This is a genomic window from Shewanella sairae (genome assembly GCF_023283535.1).
Lineage (GTDB): Bacteria > Pseudomonadota > Gammaproteobacteria > Enterobacterales > Shewanellaceae > Shewanella > Shewanella sairae.
The window spans coordinates 46,307-58,581 of the sequence record NZ_JAKILT010000033.1; the positions used below are offsets into that span (position 1 = coordinate 46,307).

The following is a 12,275-nucleotide window of genomic DNA, read 5'->3' on the forward strand; positions in this document are numbered from 1 at the left end:
AGTCTATCTATGGTTAAAATACAAAAAGCCCCTGCATTGCAGGGGCTAAATGTTTCTATCTTATGGATTTAAGGCTATCGGTTAACCAAAGAACAGTCGCCATAACCAAGAAGAATCTAAATCTTCTTGGCACTGCCTATATTGCGCGGCGTAGCGCTTAGAGCGAGCATCAACTTTACCTGCAACCTTAATCAACCAAGGCTTTTGATTGTAGGTTTTACGTTTATAACCGCCCCAACCTTCGTGGTAATTAAGGTATTGATTACGGGCATCCCATTTTGAAACGCCGTTTATTTTATGGCTTTTGTAAATAAACCAGCCCATAAAATCCATCGCATCATCAAAGTTACTGCGGCTAGACCATGAGTTACCGGTTTCTTTAACGTAATCATCCCAGGTCATGGTTTTAGCTTGGGCATAACCATAGGCTGAACTTGCACGACCAATTGGAATAAAGCCTAAAAAGTACTCCATTGGCGGCGCAGCATTATGCTTAAAAGAGCTTTCCTGGTACATCATAGCTAGCGGCACATGCACTGGTACGCCCCACTTTTCACGGGTATTTTTAGCAGCGCTATACCATGAGCGGTTTTCAGTATAGATAGAACAAAGGTTCTCAGGATCTTTGGGTGGCGGGGTTGCACAGCCAGTTAATAAGCTAGCTAGAATAACAGTCGCAATTAATGCAGGCCATTTCATAAAAGGGGATACCAACAGACAGTGATAGCAAAATCATAGTGTCACATTGATGAGCAGAATATGCAATTGAGGTTTGGTTAAATTGTGTTACAAATCAAGCAGAGACAAGCAATTTACAATACTAAGTACAAGGGCTCAGGATACTCACACTCATAGGCTTCTTGTTGCCAGACTTCTGGCTGCCAAAACCCTTTATCGTTACCACGGTAAACTTTATCAACATTAAACTTTGCACCAATATGATAACGCTCATTATGGCTAACATTTACCGTCAACTCTTTAGGCGTGCGGGCACTCAACTTCACCTTTAAGCTAGGGGCATCGATAAGCTCCGCAACAACAAATGTATGTAACCCAGGGCTTAAACGGTAATTAGGCTGTGAGATAACCGGTTTACCATCGAGATGAGTGACAACGACTCGATAAATATTCGCTTGGCGGTCAGGCTCCGAAAAGGTCGATACAATACCGCACTGATTAGCGGTATCAGGCTGCGATGCACAACCTGATACAAGCAATAACAATGCGGCGAGTTTACAGACATTTTTAGCGCCGATAACCACCCAGGTTACGCCTTAAAGTAATCAGCTAGAAACGCATCGAAACTGACACTCGGCTCAGCTTCGATAGCCGCTTGTTTTGCCAGAGATGCTTTTGCATCTTGCTCATAGCGAGCTGTCATGGCATCTGATAGCGGATAGGCTTTTAGCTGTTGGTGATAATCTTCAGCAAGTTGCAACACCCAATCACTGTGGTCCATTTGATCTTCTTTCAAACCTTTTATGATTTGGCCTGATAGGGTTTCATCTGGATTATCAACAGCTTTATGCCACTTAGCTAAAGCGACTTGATAATCATCTTGCTCATCATCAAGGAGTTTTGCGATATCTTTTAAATTGCCAAATAACGACTCTAACCAACTACTGAGGTTAATATCTTCACCTGAACGGGTTAGCATTAATCCCGGCTTACGCCCTTCTAATACCACCGAGTTTAGGTTGGCAGAAATCTCAGCTTCTTCAGCGGCATCAGTCGCTTTAGAGGGCTGTAATAAACAGTTAAGTAAGAACAGATCTAAGAAACGAATTTGTGACTTTTCAATACCCACAGAGCTGTATGGGTTAACGTCTAGTGCGCGTACTTCAATATATTCAACACCGGCGCGAGCCAAAGACTCTGATGGCTTTTCATTGCCTTTAGCAACTCGTTTGGCACGGATCGGCGAATAAAATTCATTTTCAATTTGCAAAATATTGGCATTAAGCTGCCGATATTCGCCATCAACTTTGACACCGATTTTAGCAAAGTTAGCTGACGGCATATTAATCGCCGACTTCATGCCCTCTAAGTAACAAGGTAAACCATTGTAGCTAATGTTTAAATTATCTTGCTCTTGGTTGGTATAACCTAAATCACTCATGCGTAGAGACGTTGCATAAGGCAGGTATAAGGTACCATTGCCAATCACTTCAAACGGGAAGTTATTGGTCTTAGGATCTTGAATAAAGGTGCTACACAGTGCTGGAGATGCGCCAAACAGATACGGCAGCACCCACACTAAGCGGCGATAATTGCGGATTAATCCAAAGTAAGACTCAGAAATAAAATCTTCAAGCGTTAATGACTTATCTGAAAGCTCATAGAGTCGGTTCCATAACTGATCTGATACAGAAAAGTTAAAGTGAACTCCGGAGATAATTTGCATCTGCGCGCCGTATCGGTAGGTTAGGCCTTTTCGATATAGTCGCTTCATTTGCCCTGTATTAGAGCTGCCATAATCAGCGATTGGGATATCGCCGGCGTCACCTAAATAACACGGCATACTCACTGGCCATAAACGTTGACCATTTAGATGGCGTACACTGTAGGCATGGGTCAGAGTCAGATCTTCGACTAATTCATCGATATCTTCAAAAACTGGCGTAATAAACTCAAGCAGTGACTCACTGTAATCAGTGGTGATCCGCGAGTGCGTTAATGCAGAGCCTAGCGCCTGTGGATGTTTGTCCTGGGCTAAATGGCCTGACTTTTCAATTCTTAACGCTTCACGCTCAATGCCACGTTGCATTGATTTTAGCGCCTGACGACTTGCCGTATCCGACAGTTTGCCTAACAATTCATTGAAAGATTTCAATATATTACTCTCTAGTACGTGACTCTAACTTTAATAGCATGTCAGTCAGACCCGCCATAGCCAACTTAAATTTCAAGTCGTACCAAATTAGCGTTTATTTAACTGCCAACATAATAAACGATGAGATGATGCCACAGAATCGACACCATCTCCCGGATATATGGTCTACATCAAGCTTTTACAACTGTAAAACTTGAATTGGATAACCAAGTGTTGATAATTCAGACTCTATTTTGGCGCGGTCACCCACAATCAAAATAACCATATCGTCTAAATTCAACTGTTCTTTAGCCAATTGATTCAACTCATTACGGCTAATTTCATTGGTAATTTCAGTCTGTTGTTCACTGTAATTGTTATCCAAATTATAGCGCTGAATATTACGCATTAGCCCCGCTTTTTGATACGGCGTTTCATAATCAAGTGCTTTTGACTGTGAAATAGAGCTCTTCATAAAGTCGAGTTCTTTCTGCGTCATACCGTCTTTTTGGAAAGCGTTAATCTCGTTAATAAATTCAACTAACGCTTCTTTAGTTACATCGCTACGCACACTTGCGGTTGCTTGATAGAAACCTTCTTCAGGGCCGCCAGTAAAGTAACTTCTTGCACCATAGGTGTAACCTTTATCTTCACGAAGATTGAGGTTGATGCGACTGTTAAACGCACCGCCTAGTGGGTAGTTCATCAAGTATGACTTAAAGAACTCTCCAGTTGCGTCGTACTTTAGCCCGCGCTTACCAATTTTTATCACTGACTGCGACGCTTCTGGTTTATCAACAATGTAAATTTTACCACCATCCACTTTAGGCAACTCTACAAGCTCAGGGCGTGGCGTTGCAGTGCCTTTCCAAGTAGAAAGCGTAGCAAGCTTTGTGAGCATTTGCGCTTCATTTAAATTACCCACGGCAACGATTTGTGCATTACCCGCTGTGTACTGCTTTTTGTAGAATGCTTTTACATCCTCTAACGTCATAGCAGACACAGTTTCAAGGGTACCGCCGCTACTTATGCCAAATGGGCTGCCTTTACCATACAGCAGCTCACTAAACGCCGTTGAGGCTAAATAGTTTGGCTCAGTAAGCTCACGTTGTAGATGTTGTAATTTTTGCTGCTTAACCCGCTCAAAGTCTGCCGCTTTAAAACCTGGCTCAAACAGCTTTTCTTGCACAATCGCCATGGTTTTATCTAAATTTGCTGTTAGTGATGAAATTTTAACTTGGCTTTGGTAACCGCTAGCACTAAAGCTTACGTTACTTCCTAACATCTCTAATGCTTGAGTTAACTCTTCAGCGCTGCGCTTTTGGCTAGACTCGTTCATCATCGCCGCAGTCATGCCAGCAAGACCAGCCTGTTCTACGCCGAGTAGCCTGTGACCACCATTAAGGTAGATCACAATTTCAACCGTCGGCGTCTCACTGGTTTCAGTACCAATCACTTCAATCTTATTAGCAAGCTCACCTTGCCAAAGCGCTGGCATAGTCAACACTGGCGCAGGACCTTCTGCAGGAATGATACTGCGATCAAACGATGACACGATTTGCGGTTTAACATCGAGGCCTTCAACCGCAACTGCAGCAACTTTTTCAACTGCTGGTGTGAAGGTATCCGGTTTGGCAATCAACTGTGATTGACCTTGCGGTACCACGCTCATTACAACCATAGGTTTGTCTTTAATATACCGATTAAACACCCGCATCACGTCTTCTTTAGTAACGTTTGCGTAGCGCTTTAAATCAAAACCTATCATGTCTGGATTATTAGAAAAGGTTTCATTAAAGGCTAAACTAGACACTTTACCTTGTACACTTTGCAAGCCAAAGATAGTCCCAGCTTCAAAGTTAACCTTTACCTTTTCAAGATCGTCATCGGTTACACCACGCTGCTCAAACTCTTTTATCGAATCTTGCATGGCTTGCTCGATTTCTGCTAAGTTGCCGCCACGAGCAGGGTTCGCTAGCGCATACATAGAGAACTGACACGCAAGCTCCTGACATGGGTGACTAACGCCCGCTTGCACAGCAAGACCATCTTTAACTAGGTTTTTGTAAAACAGTGATGTTTTACCGCCGCCAAGAATATTTGATAACAAATCAAGGGCAGCTTCATCTTCATGGCGTGCATAAACCGTAGGCATACCAATACGAAGCAGAGGCAAATGCACTCGGTCTTCCATCGATAGGTAGCGGGTTTGATCAAGCGTGACCAATTCTTTTACCGGCGCATTAACCTCTGGACCAGCCGGGATCTCGCCAAAGTATTTATTAACCCATGCAAGAGTTTGCATTTCATCAAAGTCACCACCGATTGTTAAGGTAGCGTTGTTAGGACCATACCAGCGCTGGAAGAAATGTTTCACATCTTCAACATCTGCACGGTTTAAATCTTCTGGCCAGCCAATTACAGGCCATGAATAGGGGTGACCTTGAGGATAGAATGCTTGGTTAAAGCGCTCACCCATACGGCCGTAAGGGCGATTATCGATGCGCTGGGCGCGTTCGTTCTTGACTGTTTCTCTTTGAACTTCAAACTTTTCTTCTGTTAACGCTGGTAAAAAAAAGCCCATACGGTCCGATTCTAACCAAAGCATTTTTTCTAATTGGTTATTCGGAACCGTCTCAAAATAGTTAGTTCTGTCGGTATTGGTGGTGCCGTTTAGGGTTCCACCCGCTTCAGTAATAATTTTAAAATGTTGCTCATCACCAACATTTTGCGAGCCTTGGAACATCATATGTTCAAATAGGTGAGCAAAGCCAGAGCGGCCTTCGAGCTCGCGGCCAGAACCAACATGGTAGGTCACATCGACGTGGACTAAAGGGTCAGAGTGATCCTCATGCAAAACAACCGTTAAGCCATTGGCAAGCTGGTACTTACGGTAAGGGATCCCTACCTGATCACCACTAAAAGAAACGCTTTCAATTAACTTAACCCCTGCAGGTAAGTTAGACTCGTTCTGTTGTTGTCCTGCACAACCCATTAATGCCGCACTCACAGCCGCAGCTAATATCCATTTTTTCAATGACGCTCTCCTTATTAACAGCTCGTTACTTTTCTGACTTGCTTGATATTGCGCCTAGTATTACCCACATCAGAAAAAACAACCAGCGATGATATTTAAATTAAAGGATTAAAAAGCTATCTGTTTTTGTAACACTTTTAGTCCTCAGTTAGTTGCCTTATCGACAATAGAGAAGCGACAAAATTTCATTATCTAGTGAATTTACTTAATTTTTTACACTTGCACCGACAAAGCACTTACCATGTTGCAACAGAGTTAAAATTTAAAGTTATTAAAACAAACTCTTATATTACGATAAGTTATAACCAAATCGGTTTGTGATGCAAGTATCACTATCTATAGAATAAGACTATTGGGTAACGAAATGTAAATCTCGATAGTGTTTATGGGTGATTATCGGCAGACTAGACTTTGCAATAAGCAAGCGCTCACCTATATGAAGTTGTTTAAAGAAAAATAAAATATTTGGAATTTTGATAATGTGGCAAACAATTAAAAATATCCCGTTTTGGCAGAAAGTATTAGCTGCCTTTATCTTAGGCGCCGGTGTCGGTGTCATCTTTGGTGAGTCGGCAACAGTATTAAAACCACTGGGCGACCTGTTTATTAGTGCAATTAAGATGCTAGTTGCGCCGCTCATTTTCTGTGCCATCGTTGTTAGTATTACTTCGCTAGGCTCGGAAGTCAGCCTTAAAAGGCTCAGCTTTAAAACCTTAGCCATGTTTATGTTTACTGGCACCATAGCCTCGCTCATAGGCCTAACAATTGGCTCAATGATTGATATGGGTGGCTCTATGGAACTAGTGGCAACTGAGGTACGTGAGCGCAACGTTCCTGGCTTTTCCCAAGTGGTGTTAGACATGATCCCAGTCAATCCATTTGCCTCACTGGCTGAAGGTAAGGTTTTACAGATCATCATCTTCGCTGCGCTTATTGGTATCGCAATTAATAAAGTTGGTGAAAAAGCCGAGCCATTAAAGCGCACCATTGAAGCTGGCGCAGAAGTGATGTTCCAGCTAACTCGTATGGTTTTGCAATTAACGCCAATCGGTGTATTTGGTTTAATGGCTTGGGTTGTAGGCGAATATGGTTTATCGACTTTACTGCCACTAGGTAAGTTTATTGGTGCCATTTATTTAGCTGCGCTTATTCATATTATTTTTGTTTACGGTGGCCTAGTTAAATTTGCAGCCAAGCTAAGCCCTGTGCAGTTTTTCCGTAAGGCCATTCCTGCGCAAATTGTGGCATTTACCACGGCCTCAAGCTTTGGCACTTTACCCGCTAGTACCCGCTGCACTGAATCAATGGGCGTATCTAAGCGCTATGGCTCGTTTGTATTGCCATTGGGTGCGACCATGAATATGGATGGTTGTGGCGGTATTTACCCTGCTATCGCAGCAATTTTTATCGCGCAGATTTATGGCATTCCGCTTGATATGACCGACTATATGCTGATTGCAGTCACTGCCACTGTTGCGTCAGTCGGCACAGCAGGCGTGCCTGGCAGCGCTATGGTTATGCTAACGGTGACGTTAGGGGTTGTGGGTTTGCCACTTGAAGGTATCGCCTTTATTGCAGCAGTTGACCGTATTATCGATATGATACGTACCGCAACAAACGTGACAGGCGACATGATGACAGCGGTAGTGATTGGTAAGTCTGAAGGTCAGCTTGATGAACAGCAGTTCTATACTCAGGAAAATGAGCAGGTAGAGCAAGTTCGCAGCTAACATTCACTTTAGCTCCAACAAAAAGACCGCAATTGCGGTCTTTTTACTTTATACTTTTCAATATTCTAGTAAACATCTTACTTTATTGGAGCGCTATAACATGACTAAACTTTTCATTCTGCCAATATTGCTTTCTCTTGCTTGGGCACTCTTCCTTAACTACAACGGTATCCCCTTGAAACAAGGTAAAACTGGGTTTCTTTATATCATTGGTATCAGTCTCACCATTATATTTGCCCTCGCCTTTTTACTTTGGCTAACAGCAGGGCAAAATGTAAGAGGTCTTTAAGTCTCCGTCCAGATCTTATATTCTTAATACTTCGCTATACCAATCGGTAAAGACTTGCTCGCTTAGCAGACATAAAAAAGTCCTGCGATAGAGCAGGACTTTTTAGAATTAAGACAGTTTGTAAACTAGCACTAACCCAAAACAGCAAGTAGTACACCAGCCGCTACCGCACTACCTAGTACACCCGCAACGTTTGGTCCCATTGCATGCATCAATAAGAAGTTTTGGTTATTCGACTCTAAACCGACTTTATTAACGACTCGCGCCGCCATCGGTACCGCCGAAACACCTGCTGCTCCAAGTAGTGGGTTAATCTTACCACCCGATAGTTTACTCATCACTTTCGCCATCAGTACGCCTGATGCCGTACCGATAGAGAATGCAACAGCACCAAGCACTAAGATACCTAAGGTTTCCATCTGCAAAAACTGATCTGCAGATAGCTTAGAGCCAACTGCTAAGCCTAAGAATATCGTCACAATATTAATTAACTCGTTTTGCGCAGTGCTAGATAATCTATCAACAACACCAGACTCGCGCATCAAGTTACCTAAGCAAAACATACCCACGAGTGGCGTAGCTGCAGGTAGGAACAAAATGGTTAGTCCAAGCACCATTAACGGGAAGATAATCTTCTCTTTCTTGCTCACTTCACGTAACTGCTCCATCTTAATCTGGCGTTCAGATTCAGTTGTTAGCAAGCGCATGATTGGCGGCTGAATTAACGGTACTAATGCCATATAAGAATAGGCAGCAACCGCAATCGCGCCAAGTAATTCAGGTGCGAGTTTGGAGGCCAAGAAAATAGCTGTAGGCCCATCTGCACCACCAATAATCGCAATCGCTGCAGCATCGGTCATTGAGAAGTCAAAGCCAGGGATCCAGTTAAGTGCAATCGCTCCGAGCAAAGTTGCAAAAATACCAAACTGCGCAGCAGCACCTAACAATAACATTTTAGGGTTCGCGATAAGCGCACCAAAATCAGTTAATGCCCCTACTCCCATAAAAATTAGCAGCGGGAAAATACCAGTTTCAATACCAACGTAATAAGCTAAGTACAGTAAACCGCCTTCGTCAGTAAATCCGCCGTTAGGAATGTTGGCCAATATGGCACCAAAACCAATAGGCAGCAGCAGTAATGGCTCAAACTTTTTCGCAATTGCGAGATACAGCAATATGCAGCCGACTGCCATCATGAACAATTGGCCGCCATCAAAGTTTGCTATGCCAGATTCAGCCCAAAATGCAATTAATCCGTCCATGATGACTCCTAAGCTAATGCCAACAATTGGCTACCAACAGCTACTGCGTCACCTTCTTTCACCCAAACCTTTGAAATAACCCCATCGGCTTCAGCGCGGACTTCAGTTTCCATTTTCATTGCTTCAAGAATAATCACCACATCGCCCTCTTTTACTGTGTCACCTGGCGATACGTGAACTTTGAAAATGTTGCCTGACAATGGTGCATTTTGCTCATGTTTAACCGCAGATAAGTCAACGACTGGTGCTGCTGATGCCGAAGGCCCAGTAAATGGCACAACATTCTCGCTTGGGGTGATCTGGCTGATATCCCCCCCTTCTGCAACTTCAACAACAAAGCTTTGCCCTTGAACAGTCACGGTGTAAGTTTCAGGACCTTGTTGGTTTGTCACTTTTGCTTCTGCTGTTTTCGCTGCTTCTAATGCCTTAGCTGCGACGTCAGGCTTTGGTTCAAATGCATCTGGGTTATTACGGTTATTTAAGAATTTAAGACCTATTTGTGGAAATAGCGCATAGGTTAATACGTCATCATCAAACTCTTCAGCTAACGTTATCCCCTGCTCAACGGCTTTATCTTTTAACTCGATACGAATACGCTCTAACTCAGATTCAAGCAGATCTGCTGGGCGACAAGTAATCGGCTCTTTACCGGCTAATACACGCTGCTGCAGTTCAGCGTTAACGGGGGCTGGCGTTGCGCCATACTCACCCTTTAATACCCCTTCAGTCTCTTTGGTCATCGACTTATAGCGCTCACCTGTTAGAACGTTGATCACCGACTGGGTGCCTACAATCTGCGAGGTTGGGGTGACTAGTGGCAAGTAGCCTAAGTCTTCACGTACGCGTGGAATTTCCTCTAAAACGAGATCCAGCTTATCGCCTGCACCTTGTTCTTTTAATTGGCTTTCCATATTCGTAAGCATGCCACCAGGTACCTGCGCGCGCAGAATGCGGGAGTCAATACCTTTGAGCTCACCTTCAAATGCGGCGTACTTTTTACGTACAACTCTAAAGTAAGCGGCAATTTCTTCGAGCAGTGCCATGTCATAACCTGTTGCACGCTCTGTGCCTTCAACCATAGCCACTAATGTTTCGGTTGCACTGTGACCATAGGTCTGACTCATTGATGAAATAGCAGTATCGAGAACATCAATCCCCGCTTCAATCGCTTTTTGATAAGTCGCTGTGCTTAAGCCTGTTGTCGCATGACAATGTAGAGACACAACTAAATCAGTTTTTGATTTAATTTGACTGATTAAGTCAAAAGCCTCAAAAGGCTTTAATAGCCCCGCCATATCTTTAATACAGAGTGAATGGCAACCCATGTCTTCAATACGCTTAGCCATATCGACCCAAGTATCTAAGTTATGTACTGGGCTAGTTGTATAAGACAGCGTACCTTGGGCGTGACCACCAACTTCAATGACTGATTTAACCGCAGTTTCTAGGTTACGCACGTCGTTCATTGCGTCGAATACACGGAACACATCAACGCCATTGGTATGTGCACGTTCAACAAAACGGTGTACAAGATCATCGGCATAATGACGATAGCCCAATAAATTTTGCCCGCGTAGTAGCATCTGCTGCGGTGTATTAGGCATCACTTTTTTCAACTCGCGAATACGTTCCCAAGGATCTTCTCCCAGATAACGAATACAGGAGTCAAATGTCGCACCACCCCATGATTCAATAGACCAAAGGCCCACTTTATCAAGCAGAGGTGCAATGGGTAACATATCTTCGGTACGCAAACGAGTAGCGAGAATAGATTGGTGCGCGTCCCTTAAGACCACATCAGTTAAAGCCAATGGCTTGCTCATACAAATACTCCCTACTTTTATTATACTTTTTTACGATGTTGATGAATTGCAGCGGTTATTACCGCAGTCATTAATGGACTCACAGCAGTATTGCTCACCTGAGGTTCTGCCGATGGCAACGCGTTAGCCGCTTTGGGTTCTGGTCCAAATTTTCGAGCGACGATGGTCATCGCTAAAATAAGAAAACTTAAAAATATAAATACCAGTGCCATGCCAAGAACCATGATCCCTAGTGCGTCATATAACTGCTCAGATATTGAAGCCATCTTTTCCTCTCATTGGTATCCTGTTGTGAACAACCTTGGTGCTACACCAATAAATATTCACCAACCATTCACATGTTATGCAGTTTATTCCATTCATTTTAGATACAGCTTTACGGGTAAATAATGAACTGCAATAAAAAACAATAACCAATCTATAACAAAATAGCGAGCCACTTGTAAATTGGTCATACCATAAAAATCATCATTAACTTTGCTTGAATGACAAATCGATAATAATTAACCGCAAAAAACAAACATTCCTCAAAAGCCTCATTTTAGGAAGACTTTCTTCATAATTTGCCTGCTATTTCACTGGAAAATGAGTTCATAAAACAGAACAGCAAAACCCAAACTGGCTCACAAAATATTTATGCAAATAGTGAATCAGTTGAACAAGGGTGCTGTTTAATACAAGAAACGGTTTAAATTAAGGTTTTTGGGCTATAAGCACGCGACGAATAAATGAACGAATGTTTCTATTAGGTAACAGAAGCAGCATCGACTCAGATGAAGAAGCGTATCCAGAGATGTACTGAATGAGCATTATTTATGTTCAGAGGACAAAACTGTACAAACAGTTTATCTACCGATACTTGCTGTTAAATGAGTTAAAGATGAATAATATCAATTTATACTAATTGCATTAATAATCTGTTCATTCAGTTGGAATTCAAAGCACTGAAGGCAAGCAGGGAGCTTGAAGCTAATAGTTATTCTCGGCTCTGACATCTTGCTTCGCCCTACCTCCTAAATCCTTTTAGTAGTATATCGAGAGTTTCTGGCACTGCATACTATGCATTGCTGCTTGCTTAAAATATCAGCCACCCCAGAGGGGAGCACTCAGCATTCCACTTCTGCTTTGCATTGACTCACTAGGGGATGAGCACCTTGAATTAAAAAGCTTTAGCGGTTTTGAGGCAAGGTCATGAAACTATAACTATGTGTTATAAAACACAGGAGGGAACTGATGTGGTCAACTAAAACTGTACACCAATAGGGGATACGTATTTACGCAGCCGTTTCAGCCGCTGTTGGTGTCATGTAATTATTGTAACT

General features: G+C 42.9%; 9 protein-coding genes. 2 read left to right on the top strand and 7 right to left on the bottom strand.

Annotated features, from left to right (window positions below; translation table 11 throughout):
* Positions 1 to 81: 81 nt before the first annotated feature.
* The 4 genes from L2748_RS14370 to L2748_RS14385 all read right to left on the bottom strand — a co-directional run bounded on the left by L2748_RS14370 (position 82) and on the right by L2748_RS14385 (position 5,849).
* A complete protein-coding gene (locus L2748_RS14370) occupies positions 82 to 699 on the bottom strand; it encodes a transglycosylase SLT domain-containing protein (RefSeq protein WP_220781698.1) in 618 nt (205 codons plus the stop codon).
* A 113-nt stretch (positions 700 to 812) separates the two neighbouring features.
* On the bottom strand, positions 813 to 1,262 hold the full coding sequence (locus tag L2748_RS14375) for a hypothetical protein (RefSeq protein ID WP_246616181.1): 450 nt from the start codon (positions 1,260 to 1,262) through the stop codon (positions 813 to 815).
* 5 nt (positions 1,263 to 1,267) lie between these two features.
* On the bottom strand, positions 1,268 to 2,833 hold the full coding sequence (gene gshA / locus L2748_RS14380) for a glutamate--cysteine ligase (protein WP_220781697.1): 1,566 nt from the start codon (positions 2,831 to 2,833) through the stop codon (positions 1,268 to 1,270).
* Positions 2,834 to 3,011: 178 nt separating this feature from the next.
* The gene (locus tag L2748_RS14385; protein ID WP_220781696.1) at positions 3,012 to 5,849 is read right to left on the bottom strand and encodes a M16 family metallopeptidase; all 2,838 of its coding nucleotides are present in this window, start codon (positions 5,847 to 5,849) and stop codon (positions 3,012 to 3,014) included.
* A gap of 476 nt (positions 5,850 to 6,325) precedes the next feature.
* On the opposite strand from L2748_RS14385, the gene L2748_RS14390 reads away from it, so the two are divergent.
* Positions 6,326 to 7,579 (top strand): dicarboxylate/amino acid:cation symporter, encoded by a 1,254-nt coding sequence (locus tag L2748_RS14390; RefSeq protein ID WP_220781719.1) that lies wholly within the window; start codon positions 6,326 to 6,328, stop codon positions 7,577 to 7,579.
* Positions 7,580 to 7,679: 100 nt separating this feature from the next.
* Positions 7,680 to 7,868, top strand: coding sequence for a hypothetical protein (locus tag L2748_RS14395; protein ID WP_220781695.1), 189 nt, complete (start codon positions 7,680 to 7,682; stop codon positions 7,866 to 7,868).
* A gap of 131 nt (positions 7,869 to 7,999) precedes the next feature.
* On the opposite strand, the gene L2748_RS14400 is transcribed toward L2748_RS14395, so the two are convergent.
* The 3 genes from L2748_RS14400 to L2748_RS14410 are packed head-to-tail and all read right to left on the bottom strand — an operon-like array spanning position 8,000 to position 11,219.
* The gene (locus tag L2748_RS14400; RefSeq protein WP_220781694.1) at positions 8,000 to 9,130 is read right to left on the bottom strand and encodes a sodium ion-translocating decarboxylase subunit beta; all 1,131 of its coding nucleotides are present in this window, start codon (positions 9,128 to 9,130) and stop codon (positions 8,000 to 8,002) included.
* A gap of 8 nt (positions 9,131 to 9,138) precedes the next feature.
* Positions 9,139 to 10,953: a sodium-extruding oxaloacetate decarboxylase subunit alpha gene (gene oadA / locus L2748_RS14405; RefSeq protein ID WP_220781693.1), complete on the bottom strand. Its 1,815-nt coding sequence runs from the start codon at positions 10,951 to 10,953 to the stop codon at positions 9,139 to 9,141.
* Positions 10,954 to 10,973: 20 nt separating this feature from the next.
* The gene (locus L2748_RS14410) at positions 10,974 to 11,219 is read right to left on the bottom strand and encodes an OadG family protein (protein ID WP_220781692.1); all 246 of its coding nucleotides are present in this window, start codon (positions 11,217 to 11,219) and stop codon (positions 10,974 to 10,976) included.
* Positions 11,220 to 12,275: the final 1,056 nt, after the last annotated feature.

What these genes read in the sequence shown, in the direction of transcription:
- L2748_RS14370 (WP_220781698.1), bottom strand. Translation starts at nt 699, where the DNA reads ATGAAATGGCCTGCATTAATTGCGACTGTTATTCTAGCTAGCTTATTA.
- L2748_RS14395 (WP_220781695.1), top strand. Translation starts at nt 7,680, where the DNA reads ATGACTAAACTTTTCATTCTGCCAATATTGCTTTCTCTTGCTTGGGCA.
- L2748_RS14400 (WP_220781694.1), bottom strand. Translation starts at nt 9,130, where the DNA reads ATGGACGGATTAATTGCATTTTGGGCTGAATCTGGCATAGCAAACTTT.
- oadA (WP_220781693.1), bottom strand. Translation starts at nt 10,953, where the DNA reads ATGAGCAAGCCATTGGCTTTAACTGATGTGGTCTTAAGGGACGCGCAC.
- L2748_RS14410 (WP_220781692.1), bottom strand. Translation starts at nt 11,219, where the DNA reads ATGGCTTCAATATCTGAGCAGTTATATGACGCACTAGGGATCATGGTT.